Below are 20,494 nucleotides of genomic sequence, written 5' to 3' on the forward strand. Positions count from 1 at the left end.
ACTTGTTTACAGACACATCGCCGCTCAATGCTTCGAATGAAATCACTAAAAACACCCCTACTCTGGCTGGCTTTCCTGGCCATTGCCGTTGTCTCCTGCATTAAAATGGCGCCCGGCGGATCGTCTAAAACTGCTAAATCGACGGCGCAAATTATTCGGGAAGATCCAGTTAATGGCCTCGCCAACGCGAAAGCAACCCGTGAAAAGACCGCCCTTAAAGTAGCCGATGGCCTTCAGGTATCGCTATGGGCCTCTGATTCGCTGGCGCCCGACCCGGTTTCGATGTCGATCGACGATAAAGGCCGCGTATACCTGAACCGGACAAACCGGCAGAAAAACTCGGAGTTCGACATTCGGGGCCACCGCGACTGGATGACCGAGTCAATTGGGCTTCAAACGGTGGAAGACCGGCGTGCTTTTCTGCACAAAACATTTGACCCCGCAAAAAGTAAGGAAAACGAATGGCTGAAAGACCTGAACGTAGACGGCAGCCACGACTGGCGTGATCTGGCCGTTGAAAAAGACGAAGTATGGCGACTCGAAGACACCAACGGCGATGGACTGGCCGACGTGTCGATGCGCGTTCTGAACGACTTCTTCGACGAAGTATCGGACGTAGCTGGCGGTATTCTGGTGCGGGCAAAAGACGCTTTCGTAACCATAGCCCCCGATGTATGGCGGCTTACAGACACCAATAACGACGGTGTATATGATCAGAAAACGTCGATCAGCCACGGGTATGGGGTTCATATCGGTTTCGGTGGCCACGGCATGTCGAACCCGATTGAAGGGCCTGACGGGAAGATTTACTGGAATATCGGCGATATCGGCGCAAACATTACTACGGCCGAGGGCGTCAATCACAAGCGGTCGAATGAAGGCATCATTGCCCGGTCGAACCCGGATGGCACTCATTTTGAAATCTTTGCCGGTGGCCTTCGCAACACGCATGAATTCGTGTTTGATGAATACGGCAACCTGATCAGTTCGGATAACGACGGCGACCATCCCGGCGAAAGCGAACGGCTGGTACACGTTGTCGATGGCTCGGATGCCGGTTGGCGGTCGAACTGGCAGTACGGCAAATACACCGACCCGAAAAATAACCTGTATAAGGTCTGGATGGACGAGAAGCTCTACAAGCCACGTTGGGACGGTCAGGCCGCCTACATCATTCCACCGATCATGAATTACCATAACGGCCCCACCGGTATGGTCTATAATCCGGGAACGGCACTGGGGTCGGCCTGGAAAAATAAGTTTTTCCTGGTTGAGTTTGTGGGCAACCCTGCCCGTTCGCCGATCTGGTCGTTTGGTCTGAAACCAAAGGGAGCCTCGTTTGTCCTCGACGGCGAGCAGAACATTCTCTCGGGTTTACTCCCAACGGGCATTCGTTTCGGTCCGGATGGCGCGCTCTATGTTGCCGACTGGATCAACGGATGGGATACGAAAAACTACGGTCGGGTCTGGAAGCTGGACGTAACGACCGACAAAAACGACATGAGTGCGCTACGTTCGGAGACCAAACGGCTCATGCAGTTAACGTACCCAGACCAGACTGTAGATGTGCTGTACAACCTGTTAAGCAACCCGGATATGCGTATCCGGCAGAAAGCACAGTTTGAACTGGCCAGCCGTGGTGCTGCCGGTGCTGCGCAGTTGAACAAAGCCATTGCCCAAACGGAGAACCAGTTAGCACGCATTCACGGCATTTGGGGATTGGGGCAACTGGCCCGGCAGGATAAAACATACGGCAAACCGCTCGTGGCCCTGCTGACCGATAAAGACCCGGAGATAGTGGCGCAGACCGCCAAAGTGATCGGCGACGAGATGCTTACCGAAGCTGGCCCCACCCTGCTTCCTCTGTTGGCGAGTCAGCATCCACGTGTTAAGTTTTTCAGCGCTCAGGCCCTGGGCCGTATTCACGATAAAGCCGCCGTTGAGCCCCTGCTGGCCATGATCAAGGCCAACAACGACGAAGACGTTTACCTGCGTCATGCGGCGGTACTGGCCCTTTCTCGTATTGGCCAGATTGACCCGATAGCCGCGCTGGCAAAAAGCCAGGACAAATCGCTCCGCCTGGCTGGCGTGCTGGTATTGCGCCGCCTGAAAAACGACAAAGTGGCCCTTTTCCTGAAAGACAGCGATGAATATATCGTCACCGAAGCGGCCCGCGCCATCAACGATGACGAGTCGATCCCAACGGCCCTGCCCGCCCTGGCAGCTACGCTAGGCGAAAAACGGTTCACATCTGAACCGCTACTCCGGCGGGCAATCAATGCCTGTCTGCGCGTTGGGGGTAATGATCAGATAAATCAGCTCCTGTCTTTTGCCAAACGAACCGACGTAGACAAAACACTGAGAGCGGAAGCGCTGGCAACGCTGGGTACGTGGGCGGCCCCTTCGCTAATGGACCGGGTTGACGGCCGCTATCGGGGAGCGCTTCAACATGATCTGGTTACGGTTCAATCGGCCGTTCAGCCTTATATGAATGACCTGTTGCAGGACTCTGAGCCTGCTGTTCTGGTGGCAACGGCACAGATGGCCAGTAATCTGGGCATCACCAGCGCCACTGATAAGTTAGCCAAGCTGCAACAGGAAAGCGGTGCTGGCGAGGTACGCAGTGCTGTCTTGACGGCCCTGAACACATTACACTACGCCGGTATGGAATCGGCGTTGAAGATGGGCATGAGTGATTCAAACGCCGACGTTCGTACGGTAGCGTTGGGGCTCATGCGCGGGCAAAACCTGTCTGCGGCGGCGCTGGCCGAAATGTCGAAAACGATTTTCGAGAAAGGTACGGAGAAAGAACAGCAGCAGCTTATTCAGGTGCTGGGAGCCATGCCGGTAGCGAAAACCGAACCAATTCTGGCTGGATTGATTGACCGGATGGCGGCTAAAACGCTTGCTCCAAGTCTTGCGCTGGAATTAAATGAAGCCGTTGATTCAACCAAATCAGCTTCGCTCATCGCTAAGTTGGCACCCTTCCGCTCAACGGGCATGACGGTAGCCGATTATCAGGATGCGCTGTTCGGTGGCGACCGGCAGGCGGGTCGTCGTTATTTTATGACCAACTCAACCGGTCAGTGTGTACGCTGCCATGCCATCGGCGGGCAGGGTGGCGAGGTTGGCCCCTCGCTGACCAATATCGGCAATGTACTTACCCGAGATCAACTATTACAGGCGCTCATCGAACCAAGTGCCCGACTCTCGCCCGGCTACGGAACGGTAATGCTCACCCTGGCCGACGGGCAAACGGTTAGTGGTGTTCTGATGCAGGAGTCGGAGAGTGAACTTGTGCTGAAAACAACGGAAGCCGAGCCACTGAAAGTGGCCGTATCACGGATCAAGAAGCGGGAAAACATGCCCTCAAGTATGCCGCCGATGGGATACCTCCTCTCGAAACGCGAGATAAGGGATGTCGTTGAGTTCCTGACTAACCTGAAAGGCGGCAGGTAAAAAAAGAGTTTACAGTTTTTTGTCTTCAATTGCTTCGCTAAGCAACCGGCTGGGAATGAGCGGCACAACTGAAGACAGAAAATTGTAAACTTTTTCTGGCACGATCTTTGTAAAACTACTTAGTACCCATAAATAAGCCGATAAGACGGCCTCACATTACACACAAAACTCGGTAAGCCCGCTAACTCTCGTTGGCGGGCTTATTTGTTTGCCCGTACCTTTGCGCACAGCCTATTTTTATTCGCGCATGCGTTACACTCTACGTTTATTGATTTTCCCGTTAAGCCTCTGCCTGAGCAACTTGCCCGGCCTGGCACAAACGATCATTCGTGGTCCGTATCTACAACAGGTTACACCCACCAGTGTTGTGGTGCGCTGGCGAACTGACCTCGCAACCGATAGCCGGGTACGTTTCGGTACAGGATTGACCCAACAGGTTACTGACCCTAAATCGACAACAGAACACGCTGTTACGCTGACTGGGCTTCTTCCAGCGACCAAATACCCATATGTTGTCGGTACGTCAACGGCTAATCTTTCGCCGGTCGACGATTCATACTATGTTAAAACAGCACCCGCATTTGGGTCGAATGACCCGGTAAGGTTATGGATGCTGGGTGATTTCGGGACGGGCTCGGACCGTCAGAGGCAAACCTTCGATGCCATTAAACTACCGTTTCAGAACAAGCGCGCTGATTTGTGGATTTGGCTCGGCGACAACGCCTATACATATGGCAGAGATGACGAGTATCAGAACTGGGTATTCAACTATGCACCCGAATATCTGCGTAATTTACCGTTCTACGCGACGCCGGGAAACCACGACTACCACGACGACAATAACGATTATAATGTGCCTTATTATGCACTAACTACGTACCCAAAACAAGGCGAAGCAGGAGGCACTCCCTCCAACTCGTCGTCATACTATTCGGTAGATTACGGGGCGGTCCACCTGGTGTCGCTGGACTCCTTTGGCAATGAAGACGGTAAATACAGAATCTGGGACACCACCGGCACGCAGATGCAATGGCTCAAGCGTGATCTGGCCGCCAATAAAAGACCCTGGACAATCATTGTCTTTCATCACCCGCCCTACACACAGGGATCGCGCAACTCGGATACAGAACAGGATCTGATCCTGAACCGTGAACGACTAACGCCGATTTTTGAACGCTACAACGTTGATCTGGTCGTAAGTGGGCACAGTCATGTGTACGAACGTACCTACCAGATGCGCGGCCACCGGGGTTTGTCTACCACCTTCGACAAGAAATTATATGCCGTAGATACAACGACGGGGCGATACGATGGTTCGGCTAATTCATGTCCGATCGTTCAGAAAAACGGGAGCCTTGTCTATATCGTCAATGGGTCAGGCGGTGCTAATACGGGGCGGTCGCCCAACTACCCACACAAGGCTATGGTATACAGTTATACCGACGAAGGGGGTTCGATGGTGATCGATGCATCTGAGAATCGGCTTGATGGTCAATGGGTTGCACCGAGTGGTGTTCTCGATCGATTCACGATGGTAAAGAACGTGAACCGCCGTCAGTCATTTGCCCTAAACTATGCCGACACCTTAACACTTACTGCCTCCTGGGTAGGAAACGCGGTAACTGGCAATGGCTCGTCTGCCCGGTACAGCTGGTCGACCGGACAGACAAGCCGCACCATTCGGACGGTCAATCAGTCAGGTACGTTCCGGGTTACTGATGGGCAGGGATGCCTTACGGATGAATATACGGTAACGGTAGCGCCCCGCCCGAAACTAACCACCAACGCACTGGCGGCATCGGCCTACTGCCCCGGCACCATCGTTACACTGACAGTCACCGCGGAAAATGCACCACTCGCGCCAAACTGGACATACGACATACAACTCTCCGACGCTTCAGGCAGCTTCAGTTCGCCACGATCACTAAGTTCAGGTACGTTTGCCGCGCTCACAACCCGAATTCCGGCAGACCTGAACGCTGGAACGGGCTACCGGTTGCGCGCCGTTCCCCGCGAAGTTGGGTATGCCGAGGTAGTTGCCGGGCCGGCATTCAGTATAAAGGCCCTTCCAACGGCAGCGGTAACAGGTTCTGCAACGGCCCTGGTTGGGCAGCCGGCATCTGCTACTGTTAGCCTTACGGGTGACGCTCCCTGGCAGTTGACATTTTCTAATGGCACCTCTCAGACTGTCACCACACAACCCGCCGTTATAACCTTCCCGGCCTTACCCGGAGGTATCACGCGGTTGACAAACGTCTCGAATGACTGCGGCAAAGGAACCGTTCTGGCGGCGGGTGAGCTAACCGGCTTGCTGCCAACTGCCGTTGAGCCAGCGGCCAATCGCATCCAGATTTATCCGAATCCAACATCCGGTCAGGTGTGGATTGATTTTCTGAAAGCAGAGCGTACCCCTATTGATCTGCAAGTATTCGATAGCCGGGGCGTTCAGATTAGTGGTCGGCAACTTGGCAGCGGTTCAACGCCAGCCCGCATTGCCGTACCGCTCGATCAGGCAGGCATGTTCTTTATTCAGGTGCGGGTTGGAGACGAGTTGTTCATGAAGAAAATCCTGCGTCAACCCTGACGGAACGGCCAAAAATCGCCATTCTGGCAAAAATTGGCACTATTCCCGGTGCAGGTGCATTAGTAACGTATTATGGCAGTTTCTATTGACTCGGCTCCGGCCACTGTTACCAGCGGCACCCGGCTCTGGTTATCGCTGGCAGCCGTGTATGTTCTCTGGGGGTCAACGTACCTGTTCATTCATTTCATGACCGAGCAGATGCCTCCCCTCTACATGGCATCGATGCGGTATATTGTAGCGGGCAGTATTCTGTATGCTTACGCCCGCTTCACAGGCACCGAACGCCCAACGCTCGCTCACTGGAAGTCAACTTCGATCATTGGCTTCTTTCTGCTAACGGTTGCCAATGGTGCTCTCACACTGGCCCTTCAATACATTCCGTCGGGGGTGGGCGCGTTACTTGGGGGCCTGCTGCCTATTTTTCTGCTGTTATTGAACTGGGTTTCCTTCGGTCAGGTACGTCCCAAAAACCTGTCGTTGATTGGCGTTGCCATTGGGTTTACGGGCATTTACCTGCTCATTAAACCCGACAAGATGGTCAGTTCAGGCGGTGCCGATGCAAACCTGATCGGTACAGTCCTGGTCGCGATCGGCAACCTGTCGTGGGCCGTGGGTACGTTGCTGACGCCCCGGCTTCAGCAGCCAAACCAAACTCTGGCCAGCGGTATGCAAATGCTGATGGGCGGGTTACTGTTGATGGTGATCAGCCTGATCTTCGAGCCGGTCAATCTGTTCAGCATTACCCATGCCCCTGTGAAGGCCCTTGGCTCCATGCTGTATCTGGTCATCTTTGGCAGTATCATTGGGTTCTCGGCCTATGCCTGGCTGGCCCGACATGCGCCCCCTGCCCTGCTGGCAACCTACGCGTTTGTCAACCCGATCATTGCTGTTTTGCTGGGCGTAACGTTTGCCGGTGAGGTTTTTTCTGCCCGTTCGCTCATTGGTGCTGGCGTGGCGCTTATTGGTGTCACCCTCATGACGCTGGGCAGGCGCTAGCCGAACCGACGGCAACACAGCCCGCCCGATCGCGTTTATATTGTATATGGCAGCTTCTATACCTGAACTTATTGCCCGCGGCGAAGGCATTCAGCTTGAATTTAAAAGCACGCTCTCAACGCCCTACCGCATTGCCAGAACGCTCACGGCATTTTCCAATACAAGCGGTGGTACGTTGCTGATCGGCATTGCCGACGACGGAAAAATTGTCGGTATCGATTCCGAATACAAGGAGATGGAGAAGATTGAACGGGCCACCGATTTTCTGATCGAACCACCCATCGACATCAGTTACGAGACCCGGCGACTAGACGGAAAAACTATCCTGCTACTTACTATTCCGGAAAGCAGCGAAAAGCCACATACAGCCCTCGACGAGCGGGGAAATCGCACGATCTACGTTCGCCAGCGCGACAAATCAGTGCCCACAAACCACCTGATGCTCGACCTAGAGACGGTAGACAAGAAGCTGATACAAACGCCAATGGTGAAGAATTTGCTTCAGTTTCTCCGCAAACACGACAGTATCACGGCCGAACGATTGGGCAAACTCGTCAACATCTCCGATTACCGCGCCACGAAGCTCCTTCGTGCACTGACAACCCAAGGCATTCTGTTGATGGTCGATAAACCCCGCCCGGCACGTTACTCATTGAAGTAACCGGTACAAAGACGGTGAGCCAACGAGTGGCCAGGGCTCAAGCCAAGCCACCGACTACTCGTTGGCTCACCGGTTAAACCTTTTCCGTTAACTGCCTGTCGATCAGCGATATTACATACTCCAGATCGGCGGAACGGTTGGCATAGTCCAGATTATTCACATCGATAACGAGCAGGTCGCCGGCGGAATAGGTCAGGGCAAAATCTTCGTAAAGCCCATTCAGGCTTTCCAGGTAATCGGGACTAATAGCCTGCTCGAAATCACGGCCCCGTTTCCTGATCTGGCCGGTCAGCTTAGGCAGATCAGCGCGGAGGTAGATCATCAGATCGGGCGGGCGCACCAGCCCAACCATATTATCGAACAAACTCCGGTATGTTTCATAGTCGCGCGGGATCATCTTGCCCGTATCGTACAGGTTTTTGGCGAAGATATAGGCATCTTCATAGATCGTCCGGTCCTGAATGACACTTCGACCCGATGCCCTGATTTTTTGAACCTGCTCAAATCGGCTGTTCAGGAAATAAATCTGCAGATGAAACGACCAACGGGCCATATCACCGTAGAAATCAGCCAGATAGGGGTTTCCTTCTACGGCTTCGTAGAGGACGTCCCAGCCATAGTGAGTGGCTAAAAGTTGAGCCAGGGTAGTTTTTCCGGCACCGATATTCCCGGTAATCGCAATGTGCATGAACGACGTCGTGATTGGTAAAGACAAGTTAGTGGCTCAAAAATCCGGCTTTACGTCGGCTTTCGCAACCTAAATAACCAGTCACTCATCGGGAAATTGGGATACGGTGTTCCTTTACTGGTAAAACCACAAAACCGCCATGACCACCACACGCCGTCAGTTCCTTCAATCAGTCACGCTGGGCGCCACCACGCTAACTATCCCTTCGCCGCTGGTTGCCGGTGCGATGCCTGTAAGCGGGCTGCTGGTTGCTTCGCCGCTCATCGCCTGTAATTCCTACACCTGGAATACCTTCTACAACCGGGCTGGCAAGATCTGGATGCAGGACCCTGAAGCTTCCCTCAGCGATTTTGTCGCCTCAGGGTTCAGGGCCTACGAACCGGGCGTTGATTCGCTGAAACAAGTACAGATACTTGGCCCATTACTAAAAAAGTATAGCCTCGCCATGCCTTCACTCTACGTGAATAGCTCGCTGCATAACCCCAACGAAGCCGACGCCTCAATCGCCGCCGCACTCGCCATTGCCGATCTGGCCAAAACGCTGGGCACGCGCATCATCGTCACCAACCCTAATCCGATCAAGTGGGGGTCGGCCGACAATAAAACAGATGCTGAGTTGATCGAACAGGTACGTAACCTCGACCGGCTGGGTGCGGCACTCCGAAAGCGAGGCCTGACGCTGGCTTACCACACCCATGCCCCGGAGCACCGCGCCGCTGCCCGCGAATTTCACCACATGATGCTGGGCAGCGACCCCAACAACGTATCGCTCTGCCTCGATGCTCACTGGGTGTACCGGGGGTCAGAGAATTCGCAGATAGCGCTGTTCGATGTGGTGAAGCTGTATGGCAAACGTATTGTGGAACTGCACGTCAGGCAATCGAAGGAAGGGGTTTGGTCTGAGACATTTACGCCAACCGGTGACGTTGATTATTCACGACTGGCATCCGCGTTGGACGCGATAAAAGTTAACCCCCTGATTGTGATGGAACAATGCCTGGAAACCGGTTCGCCCAACACACTGGATGCCGTTACAGCTCACAAACAAACGTTGGCTACTGCCCAAACCGTGTTTGGTCAGTGAGGCTTTAGCGATACCGTTTGTACGCTATAGATGGGCTGTCCATCGGCTGATACACCCTGAATGGTTACGCGCAGCAGCCTGGTAGTTGAGGGAATAGTGAGCGGTATCTGTAACTGCCCGGCCTGATCGGTAGTTGCTATCGGTTCCCAGGCCAGTACATCGCCAGCCGCTGCGGACGTTGCTTTCGGGAACGGTCTGCTGGCGGGATAACCCAGCAGCAGGTGTTGGCTGACTCCTTTTGCTTTGGCGGCCTCACGCATTGTTTTCGTGTAAAAAGCAATCACGCCTTTGCTGGCCTGAGTGCCATACATCGCCGCCACAGCGCCCGATTTTAACACTTCGATACGCTCGATGGTAGTAGGCGAAAATGACAGCAATTGGGTGCCGTCGGTATCATCAATCGGGAAGCCATCGATCAGAAAAAGCGGGTTCTGTATGCCAGCCTGGGCTTTCACCATTGTGGGTTGTGGTGGTGCTCCCCGGCTAACTACGGGGGCAACCTGCGAATTCATAACCGACGAAGCACCGGGAAAACTCACGGAGTAGGCTGTACGTCCGCCAGCCAGTACCTCATCTACCCGGAGAACCGGCACTTTGGCTCGCATGAGCAGGTACAGATTCTCGAACGGTGGCGTGTCTTTATTCAGGATAATGGTTTGATCGATCTGGCTGTGCAGGCTCCGCAGTTGTATATCGGCGGGCCGTTCGTCGATCGGTCGATTCGTTCGCACCACCACCTCGCGGAGTTGGCGGGCATCACGTTGGCGGTACCGGGTTGTGTCGGCCAGTTGCCGTTGGCGGGCCAACTCGATAAACGCTTTCCACGGCCGAAACTGCGCGGCGGCATCTGGCCAGAATGGCAGTAAGCCAAGATTGGCCCCAACCGGGAACGTAACAGATGCATCAACTGGTTTGCCCCGCCGGTTAGTTACCTGCACCATAACCCGGGCCGAATCTGCCAGCGATAACTGCCGAACCTGAAAATGGCCACCGGCGTCTGTCTGCGTAGAGCGGGACTGAATTCCCTGCTGGCCAGTTGCCAGCAGGACCACATTGACAGGGTGCTTTTCAGTTGTCGAAACCTGACCGTGAAGCGTGATGTCTGCGGCTGCAGACATAGGTATCGGTTGCGTTACACGGCGGCTATCCAGGATCATCAGATAATCAGCAAAACCCGGCACCATCGAGTCGGAGGGGGTCAGGGCTGCGTCGGCAACGGAAACAGACACCTGTGCAACAACGGGCCTACCAACGTCATCATGCAGCGAAACGACTACAGCGCCTTCCGGCTGACCAAACGTACCTGCTCTCGTTGTGGTAATCGTGGCGGCGATGTCGCCCGCCCGTTCGGCCACGCGCACCGATCGTTTGGCCCAGATTCGTCCGGTACTATCCATTAGCGAAATCCAGGCGGTACCGGTTGGCCAGGTACGCGTTGACCACCGCATTGTGGTGGAGGCAGCCCGAACAGGTACGTAGGCAGACAGCGCAAGCCTGCCACGGCTCTCAACCAACACATACACTGTCTGAAACCGGGTTTTCAAACGGGCGTTCAATGTCAGTGAAAACTGGGCACTATCCACGTTCACGGTTACCCGATACGGTGCCCCCGGTGCCTCCTCTACATATTCACTCATTGGCATCCAGGCATTACGGATTGGTTCACTGACAGTCGTACTGGCGGGTGACTCAGGCAATGGAACTGTCGGGTTCACGATCCAGAACGGCCGTTCAAAGGCAGTTTTTCCCTGTAGCCGGTCTACCTCAGTATAGGCCCGTAACCAGTACGTACCTGAAGTCAGCGTATCCGACAGTTGAAATGACCCGCTTGTTCGACCCGTTTCAACGGGTAGCCACTGGTGTTGAACCAGCCTGTTGGTCGATGCGCTCACTAATTCAACAGACAGAGCCGGACCAACCTGTGCGGAATCGCAACGCCGCGAACGGGCATCGAGCAAATAACCGCTCAACCAGAGGCGCTCACCAGTCATGTACAGGGGTTTGTTGATCTGTACGAAAACCGGTTTTGGCGCTTCTGCCGGTTGCCGTTTCCAACGCTGAACCAGTGAATCGAGGGTGGATTCTGCAACTGGTTTTATTTCTTCCTGGCTACGGGTCGAATCGCGGCGGGAGGCGAGTGGCTGAACGGGAGAGGCGGCATCGGTTTGCCAGTCATCGGGCAGCGAATTGGCGAGCCGGTCGTTGCTGAGGTAACCAACCGCTTCGAAACCACGCGGCGACGTGATCTGCCCGTTTACGGTAAAGCCAAGCGAAAGCTGGGGCAGAACGATCTGCGAAAAAGCATACTGCGCATCACGATATGGCGAATTGCGCGATGTGATCTTCGTGTAAAAGACGTCAAGCGGACTTGCGCTAACCAGCCAGCGTTCATGTGGCAACGTACCTGGCGTGACCATCAATTTTGCATTGAACGGCTTCAGATGACGACCCAGTTCACCGGATAATGACGGGGGCGGGTTATCCACCAACGGGTGAGCGGGGTCGGTCTGATACACCATGAATCCTTCCTGCTCATAAGTATTGGCCGCCAGGCTGGCCAATAGATGCCGGAGTGACCCCTGATAAGCCAGTATCCGGTTTCGCTGCCATTGCTTGGTCTGTTTTGGTGATTCGGGCGTCAATTCCCTGAACAGTGTTGTTCCGCCAAAAACAACCTTTCCCGTTTTTGCCTGGCTCCGAAATCCCAGCAGCGTATAAGTCATCTGGAAACCCAGTGCCTGATTCTCAATACGCAGGGCCTCGCTTGCAGTGGCTGTCAGCGTACCGCCAGACTCCTCAAACTGGAGAACGTCTGGATTGATAAGGGTACATTGACGGGCAAACGATGATTCGCCAAGCAGATCCCGTTCAAACTGTTCAAGCTGCCGTGTCCAGGTTTTATCTTTTTTCGCCGTTATCACTACACCAGCCAGCATGTTGGTCATGGACAGCAACGCAATGGCAACCGGACGAGGCCTGGCTTCTGTAATGCGCATCGCCTGGCGTACGGCCGAAAACCCGGTATATGAGGCGACCAGTTCAATGGCGCCAAACGGTACGTCCGTCAACGTGAACTGCCCGTTCTGATCGGCCGTCGTGCCTTTTGTTGTTCCGTTCAGATACACACTGGCGAATGGCAATGCCTGCCCGTCGGTGGCATTGGTGATCCGGCCCGTTAACGTTGCCCGTTGCACTGACTGTGCCTGGCTGGGTACGTTACCCAGGCAAAAAGCGAGCAATAGTAGCAGATAACACCCCTGGCAAATGCGATATAAAGTGCCCATCAGATACAAAAGCCAATCGGCTCAATTTCAAGGCAACTTAACCAATTTGAGGCCACCAACGCAGCAATCAGCTCAGATTTAGTACGTAAGCAACGTTACTCACGGCCCTTTGCAGGCTACCGGTCTGCTACATGCCGGTAAGTGCTGCATACTTGCCCCAAAAGGCGACTCTCAACCTCATTGATTCGGCGCAGGAGGTCTGCGTCACCCCTCAAACGTTACCTTCGGGTTTTTCAGCGATTTCATGGCTTGCCCCAGCCCGGCTAGTGTGAGCGGAAACATGCGGTTACCCGACCAGTCGCGGATGAGCGTGGTGCTGTGGGTATATTGCCAATAGCCCGCCGGTGACGGATTTAGCCAGACCAGGTGCGGATACTGTCTTTTAAACCGGTCGAGCCAGACAATGCCTGCTTCTTCGTTGTAATGTTCTACGCTCCCTCTGGACTGGGTAATCTCATAGGGCGACATAGCGGCATCGCCCACGAAGATCACTTTATACTCTTTGTTGTATTTATGAAGCACCTCATAGGTCAGTAACCGCTCACGTCGGCGTGAGTTGTCTTTCCAGAGTGTTTCGTAAACACAATTATGGAAGTACAGAAACTCAAGGTGTTTAAACTGATACCGGGCGGCCGAAAACAGTTGATTACACAGGTCGATATGCTCGTCCATCGAGCCTCCCACGTCGAACAGGATCAACACTTTAACCCGATTTTGCCTCGACGGATGGAGTTTGATATCCAGATAGCCACCGTTCCGGCTGGTTTCCAAAATGGTTTCATCCAGATCAAGTTCATCGGCGGCACCCTCACGGGTTAAAATTCGCAGGCGACGCATCGCCATCTTCATGTTCCGGGTGTTCAGTTCAATGCCGTCATCCAGGTTTTTATAAGCGCGGTTTTCCCAGACTTTTGATGCGGTCCGATTTCCCTGCCCTTCCGCTGACTTGTCGACGTTGAATCCCTTCGGCGCATAACCAGCCGTTCCGAAGGGCGACGTGCCTCCTGTCCCGATCCATTCGCTGCCTCCTTCATGCCGATTTTGCTGTTCGGCCAGGAGCGTACGCAACCGTTCATAGAGGGCATCGAGACCACCGGCGGCGTCCAGGGCCGCTTTTTCTTCATCACTCAGGTTGAGCGACAACGCATTTTTCAGCCAGTCGGGCGGCACATCGGGAAGGTTTTCAGATAACGCCGAGCCATCGGGCTGCTCTGATACCCAGTTGCCAAATAGCCGATCGAACAGGTCGAGGTGTTGTTCGTGTTTGACCAGCGTCGTTTTACTGAGGTAATAAAAGTCATCGATCGTTACGCCGCCCACATCACTCCGTAACGCATTGAGCAACGTCAGGTACTCCGACAGTGTAACCGGAAGTCCATGCTGGCGAAGTAGTAAGAAGAAGGAGAGAAACATACGTTGTCAACAGGTAGCAGTGATCAGTTATCAGTCAGTGGATCACTGATAACTGGTCATTATTTGCTGTCAATAATTGCGTCCTTTTGTTCGTAGGGCGGTCAGGAGGTCGGAGTCCTGTTCGTTTTTTAGCAGCGCGCCTAAATAAGGAGGAACTTCGCGAAGATTTTCGAGGTCTGTCAGGTCATTATGGGTAACGCCGGCAACCATCAGCAGCCGAATCCAGTCGATCAATTCGCTGGTCGATGGCCTCTTTTTCAACGCTTTAACCTCCCTGATGCCGTAAAAAACGGCTAACGCTTTCGCCATGAGTTCACCGGGCAGATCCGGAAAATGTACATCAACGATGGTCTGCATGGTTTCGCGGTCGGGAAAGCGGATGTAGTGGAAGAAGCACCGCCGCAGGAACGCGTCGGGCAATTCTTTCTCGTTATTGGAGGTGATAATCACGACCGGCCTATGTTTAGCCGAAATCGTTTGCCGGAGTTCGTAGCAGTAAAACTCCATGCGGTCGATCTCCTGCAACAGGTCATTGGGAAACTCAATATCTGCCTTGTCGATCTCGTCGATCAGCAATACGGACGATTCGTCGGTTTCAAATACTTCCCAGAGTTTACCTTTTTTAATGTAAGCCGATAGGTCGCCCACCTCCCGGTCGCCTAGTTGGGAATCGCGGAGGCGTGATACGGCGTCGTATTCGTACAGCCCCTGCTGCGCTGTTGTGGTCGATTTCACATGCCAGGTAAACAGCGGTTTGTTCAGCGCGCGGGCAATTTCGAATGCCAGCAATGTTTTTCCAGTGCCGGGTTCACCTTTTATGAGGAGTGGCTTTTGCAGTTGAATGGCCGCGTTGACTGCTACGCTCAACTCACGCGTAGCCACATAGGATTCGGTGCCCTGGAAGTGCATAGAAAAGAGAAGTAAAAATGATCTGTCGAGTATGCTGCACTAGCCAGCGCTTCACAACGTACCTGACAGATCAAGAACGATACGTTATGAATTACTCTTCATCCACTTCGTCGCTGGTGAACGAGTAGAGGGTCTTATCCAGTTTCAGGGTGCCAGCGTTGAACTGGCTGATAAAGTTCTCAATCACCTCGTCGTTGATATCTTCCACGTTCAGGCACACATCGATACCAATACCGTATTCGAAATCGTGCTCCAGTTCAACGTGCTCCTGCACTTTCACGGCTTCGGTTTCTTCCAGTTCCTCGATCAGTTCCGTCAACAACTCTTCGATCTCTTCATCTTTAGCCACATCAATCGAATAGCCAGGCTGACGCTCTTCGGGTGGCACATATTCCGGGTGCGATTTCCGGATCTGCTCAACAGCCGTTTCATATACGGTGCTGCTGTGGTGAAGACGCAGGGTGTAGATCAATCCGTCGAAGATGACCTCATCGCCAAAATCCTTTCCAACAAATTGAATATGCGCACATTCGCCTGATTCCAGTACATCCAGGTCTTCGTCTTCAACATATATAAATGAGCGGCCTGTCTCGCGGCACTCTTCCCGGAGCCCCTCAATTTCTTCGGGGGCGTATCCTTCATTCTTATAATTCATGATTGAGCAACGTTCGTTTGTTGCAAGTTAGTTAAAACTGTTTGTACCAATGTTCCACTACTGATGCCGCCAGATCTACCGCCGTATTCATTGGCGCTTCGTCGACCAAATCAGGTACGTCGTTAATCTGGTGAATACGTGGCATGCCTCCATCAGAATCAAGCGCGCACAGAGCCAGTGCCGGTATTCCTTCCCGCACAAACCAGACGCTATCAAAGTCGGCGGCATGCCATTGCCCAGTCTGCGCACGTAACGCAAAATCAGGCTGAACAAGTAACTGACGGGCCACCCCTGTCAACGCATTCGTATACCGGATAACCTCAACAGTACCGGTTTGTTCGACTACCGTAAGCATACCCGCCCCCAACGTATTGAAGTTAATGACGATTGTATTTTGGCCACCGTTAGGCCACTCTGCCTTATTTTTCCTCAGGTAGGCCAATGACCCCAGCATGCCAGCCTCTGCCGCTGAAGGCAGCACTACCTCAACCAACGTACCTGGCAATGCCCCTGATCGGCTGGCCGCCTGTAGCCGGACGGCGGTTTCGATAGCCGCTACTACGCCGGTTGCATTATCACTCGCCCCGTTGGCATACCCTTTTACCAGGTAGCCAAGCGTGCTGACAATGGCCAGAACAACATGGTACAGCGCGATTCCCCACAACGACCAGAAGACAACTGGCGAGGTGCCGCCAAAGGTGTATATGATCGACAGAACAACGCCCAGCGTCATCAGGAAAAGCGACAGGATCAGCGTTGCCCTGGCAGTTTTTTGGCGCTTCATGCTGTACAGTATTGAGATTGGCGCGGTGTCGTAATGAGCCATCAGGATGACGTGCAGCTTCACCGGTATCTTGTCGGGTATTGACCACTGTGCCAGCACGTTTACGGCCCGGTGTTGACCAGGAAAACGGGTTACCGGCGCTTCCCGCCAATTGCTGTACAACCACGCCTGACTCAGGGCAAACCCGCCCAGGATCACCCCAAGTTGCCCAACCAGAAAGCCGCCGCTGAGGGCCAGGCCGATGCCTGCCAGCAGCAGGCCGGTGATCCAGTAAACCACCGTTGCGTAGGTCTGGGGCGTACTAAACGCCTCAAGTCTGACAGCAGCACCCCGATTTCGCAGGTGTTCGGCCAGAAGGCGGGCCGCTTCACGTTCGTTGGGTGTGGCCGCGCCGCGATGAGGTAACTGGCAAAGAGCGTTCAGAAGGGGGTGCATGGCCACAAAACTACAGCTTATCTGCTCCCTACTTCACAAAAAGCAGTTCACGGTATTTCACCAGCGGCCAGTCGTCATCATCAATAAGCAGTTCAAGTTTGTCTACCTCATAACGGATCACGTCGAAATACCCTTTCACCTCGGTAGCATAGAGGCGGGCCATTTCAACCGAGTCAGGTACGTTATTGGCCCGCTTTCGTGAGTCAATCATCGCCTCCACATTTTTCTTGATCACCACCACCCGCGCCGACAGCTCGCGGATAATGGCTTTCACCGGTTGGGCTTCGTTGATCATATCCAGGTCCACCAGCGATTTTGCCGTTGTGGCCAGTTGGTTCATGTACTTCAGCGCCGTTGACACCACATGGTTAATGGCCAGATCGCCCATTACCCGCGCCTCGATCTGCACGTTTTTGATGTATTTCTCCAGCTCAATTTCGTAGCGGGCTTCTACTTCGGCGTGATTCATTACGCCCAGCCGGGCAAACAGATCGATCGACTCCGGTTTGAGATACACCTTCAGCGCGTCGGGCGTGGAGGCGATGTTGGAGAGGCCCCGTTTTTCGGCTTCGGCAACCCACTCGTCTGAATAGCCGTTTCCTTCGAACAGAATTCGTTTCGATTCCCGGTAATACTGTTTCAGCACCTCCACAACGGCCAGTTCTTTCTTCTCGCCGGTTTCCAGCCGGGTTTCCAGATCGCGGCGGAACTGAATGAGCTGATCGGCCACGATCGTATTCAGCACAATCATGGTTGAGGCAGAATTGGCCCCGCCGCCCACAGCCCGAAACTCAAATTTATTGCCCGTGAAGGCAAATGGCGACGTACGGTTGCGATCGGTATTATCCCGGATCAACGACGGAATACGGTTCAGGCCCAGCTTATAATACACGTTATCACCCTTGCTCAGCGAGATTTCCGATTTGTTTTCCAGGTCATCGAGCGCCTTTGTGAGCGTATCACCCAAGAAAACCGACATGATGGCGGGTGGCGCTTCATTAGCACCCAAACGGTGTTCGTTCCCGGCCGAAGCAATGCTTGCCCGAAGCAGATCGGCATGATCGTGAACGGCTTTTACCACGTTGACAATGAAGGCGATAAACCGCAGGGTTTCTTTGGGTTTACTGCTCGGTCCCAGCAGATTCACACCTGTGTTGGTGCCCAGTGACCAGTTATTATGCTTGCCCGACCCGTTGATGCCCGCAAACGGTTTCTCGTGAAAAAGCACTTTGAAGCCGTGCTTTTCGGCAACCTTGTTCATCAGGTCCATCAGTAGGGCGTTGTGATCGATGGCCAGGTTTACTTCTTCAAACGTGGGTGCCACCTCAAACTGCCCGGGGGCTACTTCGTTGTGACGGGTACGTACCGGAATTCCGAGTTTGAGCGCTTCGAACTCAAAATCGACCATAAACGCATTTACACGGGGCGGAATGGTACCGAAATAATGATCTTCAAGCTGCTGCCCTCTGGCAGGTGCATGACCAAACACGGTACGGCCAGCCATAACCAGATCGGGACGAGCCACAAACAGGGCTTTATCGACCAGAAAATATTCCTGCTCAATACCTAGTGTGGGGGTTACTTTATCGATGTTCCGATCGAAATAATGGCAAACAGCTGTGGCGGCTTTATCAATGGCAGCCAGTGATTTGAGTAGCGGCGTTTTATAATCAAGCGCCTCGCCCGTATACGAAATAAACACCGACGGAATGCAGAGCGTCTTCCCGCCCGCGCCATTATCCATCAGGAACGCAGGCGACGACGGATCCCAGCCGGTGTACCCCCGCGCTTCAAAGGTGTTGCGAAGCCCACCGCTCGGAAAGGAAGATGCGTCGGGCTCCTGTTGAACCAGGGCCGAACCTTTGAATTTCTCAAGCGCTTTTCCATCATTCGCCAGATCAAAAAACGAGTCGTGCTTTTCGGCGGTCGATCCGGTCAGCGGTTGAAACCAGTGGGTGAAGTGGGTTGCGCCTTTACTCACCGCCCACGATTTCATGGCGTTAGCCACTTCATCGGCAATATCTCGGTCGATTCGTCCGCCGGTATCAATGGCTTCAGCGATGCGCAGGTATGCTTCCCGCGAGAGCAGCGACTGCATCACGTCTTTACTGAATGTATATACTCCGTAATATTCGGTCAGACGTTCGGCGGGAGCAGCAACCGCCAGCGGCTGGCGGCTTTGTGCCGTGTCAAGGGCATTAAAACGTAGGTAGGCCATTCGGTCTGTTTGGTGGTGAAGGAGTTGGTTGGTGGTTAATCGGTTGGCTGGTTGGCTGGCTGGTTAATCAGTTGATTGGTTAATTGCTACCAACACCCAATTACCTGATTAACCAGCCAACCAGTTAACCGATTAACCAAGTCACATTCATTTAAAGAACAACATTTTTCCTGCCAAACATACAAAAAAAACGGCCCGTCGAGAACGACGGGCCGTTTTGGCAAGAACAGTCTAACGGATTAAGCTACTTCGGGCAGGGCAGCCGACTTAACCGTTTTGATGATTACAGCAGCTACTTTGTATGGATCAGCTGCCGAGTTTGGCCGACGGTCTTCCAACCAGCCTTTCCAACCGCGCTGAACAGTAGCGATCGGGATACGGATAGATGCACCACGGTCAGAAATACCATATGAGAACTGGTCGATCGACTGGGTTTCGTGTTTACCGGTCAGACGCAGGTGGTTATCGGCACCGTATACGTCGATGTGTGCTTTAACAACGTCTGCAGGAGCAAACGACTGGCAGATGGCGTCGTATACTTCTTTGCTGCCCGACGTACGGAGGGCCGTATTCGAGAAGTTAGCGTGCATACCTGAGCCGTTCCAGTCAGCATCTACGCCCAGAGGCTTACAGTGCCAGTTAATGGCTACGTCGTAGCTTTCGCCGATACGCTCCAGCAGGTAACGGGCAACCCAGATCTGATCACCAGCTTCACGGGCACCTTTAGCAAAAATCTGGAACTCCCACTGACCGGGCGCCACTTCGGCGTTGATCCCTTCTACGTTCAGACCCGCATCGAGGCACACGTCGAGGTGTTCTTCAATGATGTTGCGACCAAACGCGTTGTTGGCACCCACTGAGCAGTAATATGGACCCTGCGGAGCTGGATCACCTTCTTCAGGGAAGCCTAATGGTTTGTTGGTAGCCGTGTCGTACAGGAAGTACTCCTGCTCGAAACCAAACCAGAAATCATTGTCATCGTCTTCAATCGTTGCACGACCGTTGGTTTCGTGTGGCGTACCGTCGGCGTTTAACACTTCGCACATTACCAGAAACGCGTTCTTGCGTTGTGGGTCCGGACAGATGTAAACGGGCTTCAACAAACAGTCTGATGAACCGCCAGCAGCCTGTTCGGTTGAGGAGCCATCAAATGACCACATTGAGCAATCTTCCAGGTTGCCTGAGAAGTCTTCTTCAATTTTCGTTTTTGACCGGAGGCTTTGGGTGGGCTTGTAACCGTCGAGCCAGATGTACTCTAATTTAGACTTTGCCATGTGTTTGGAGAGGTCGTTTTATTGTTTTGCGGTACGTGGGTGGTACTGTC

At 53.6% G+C, this 20,494-nt stretch carries 13 protein-coding genes; 5 read left to right on the forward strand and 8 right to left on the reverse strand.

Annotated features, from left to right (window positions below):
* The first annotated feature begins 27 nt into the window (after positions 1 to 27).
* From J2I46_RS03650 to J2I46_RS03665, 4 genes are all read left to right on the forward strand, one after another.
* On the forward strand, positions 28 to 3,459 hold the full coding sequence (locus J2I46_RS03650; RefSeq protein WP_207327568.1) for a DUF7133 domain-containing protein: 3,432 nt from the start codon (positions 28 to 30) through the stop codon (positions 3,457 to 3,459).
* A gap of 247 nt (positions 3,460 to 3,706) precedes the next feature.
* A complete protein-coding gene (locus J2I46_RS03655; RefSeq protein WP_207327569.1) occupies positions 3,707 to 6,043 on the forward strand; it encodes a metallophosphoesterase in 2,337 nt (778 codons plus the stop codon).
* Between the two features lie 72 nt (positions 6,044 to 6,115).
* Positions 6,116 to 7,039: an EamA family transporter gene (locus tag J2I46_RS03660; protein ID WP_207327570.1), complete on the forward strand. Its 924-nt coding sequence runs from the start codon at positions 6,116 to 6,118 to the stop codon at positions 7,037 to 7,039.
* A gap of 46 nt (positions 7,040 to 7,085) precedes the next feature.
* The gene (locus tag J2I46_RS03665; protein WP_207327571.1) at positions 7,086 to 7,700 is read left to right on the forward strand and encodes an AlbA family DNA-binding domain-containing protein; all 615 of its coding nucleotides are present in this window, start codon (positions 7,086 to 7,088) and stop codon (positions 7,698 to 7,700) included.
* Between the two features lie 73 nt (positions 7,701 to 7,773).
* On the opposite strand, the gene J2I46_RS03670 is transcribed toward J2I46_RS03665, so the two are convergent.
* A complete protein-coding gene (locus J2I46_RS03670) occupies positions 7,774 to 8,388 on the reverse strand; it encodes a deoxynucleoside kinase (protein WP_207327572.1) in 615 nt (204 codons plus the stop codon).
* A gap of 139 nt (positions 8,389 to 8,527) precedes the next feature.
* Here J2I46_RS03670 and J2I46_RS03675 point away from each other — a divergent pair, with 139 nt between their 5' ends.
* On the forward strand, positions 8,528 to 9,472 hold the full coding sequence (locus J2I46_RS03675; RefSeq protein ID WP_207327573.1) for a sugar phosphate isomerase/epimerase family protein: 945 nt from the start codon (positions 8,528 to 8,530) through the stop codon (positions 9,470 to 9,472).
* On the opposite strand, the gene J2I46_RS03680 is transcribed toward J2I46_RS03675, so the two are convergent.
* The 7 genes from J2I46_RS03680 to J2I46_RS03710 all read right to left on the reverse strand — a co-directional run bounded on the left by J2I46_RS03680 (position 9,466) and on the right by J2I46_RS03710 (position 20,444).
* Positions 9,466 to 12,711 (reverse strand): carboxypeptidase-like regulatory domain-containing protein, encoded by a 3,246-nt coding sequence (locus J2I46_RS03680; protein WP_207327574.1) that lies wholly within the window; start codon positions 12,709 to 12,711, stop codon positions 9,466 to 9,468. The genes J2I46_RS03675 and J2I46_RS03680 overlap by 7 nt on opposite strands.
* A 249-nt stretch (positions 12,712 to 12,960) precedes the next feature.
* The gene (locus J2I46_RS03685) at positions 12,961 to 14,169 is read right to left on the reverse strand and encodes a vWA domain-containing protein (protein ID WP_207327575.1); all 1,209 of its coding nucleotides are present in this window, start codon (positions 14,167 to 14,169) and stop codon (positions 12,961 to 12,963) included.
* Positions 14,170 to 14,238: 69 nt separating this feature from the next.
* Positions 14,239 to 15,078: an AAA family ATPase gene (locus J2I46_RS03690; protein WP_207327576.1), complete on the reverse strand. Its 840-nt coding sequence runs from the start codon at positions 15,076 to 15,078 to the stop codon at positions 14,239 to 14,241.
* Between the two features lie 91 nt (positions 15,079 to 15,169).
* Positions 15,170 to 15,736 (reverse strand): hypothetical protein, encoded by a 567-nt coding sequence (locus tag J2I46_RS03695; protein ID WP_207328100.1) that lies wholly within the window; start codon positions 15,734 to 15,736, stop codon positions 15,170 to 15,172.
* Positions 15,737 to 15,764: 28 nt separating this feature from the next.
* Entirely contained in the window at positions 15,765 to 16,952 is a 1,188-nt protein-coding gene (locus tag J2I46_RS03700) for a M28 family peptidase (protein WP_207327577.1), read from the reverse strand.
* A 28-nt stretch (positions 16,953 to 16,980) separates the two neighbouring features.
* The gene (locus J2I46_RS03705; RefSeq protein WP_207327578.1) at positions 16,981 to 19,170 is read right to left on the reverse strand and encodes a glutamine synthetase III family protein; all 2,190 of its coding nucleotides are present in this window, start codon (positions 19,168 to 19,170) and stop codon (positions 16,981 to 16,983) included.
* 239 nt (positions 19,171 to 19,409) lie between these two features.
* On the reverse strand, positions 19,410 to 20,444 hold the full coding sequence (locus J2I46_RS03710) for a glutamine synthetase beta-grasp domain-containing protein (RefSeq protein ID WP_207327579.1): 1,035 nt from the start codon (positions 20,442 to 20,444) through the stop codon (positions 19,410 to 19,412).
* Positions 20,445 to 20,494 lie beyond the last annotated feature (50 nt).

It is taken from the genome of Fibrella forsythiae (genome assembly GCF_017353175.1).
GTDB lineage: Bacteria > Bacteroidota > Bacteroidia > Cytophagales > Spirosomataceae > Fibrella > Fibrella forsythiae.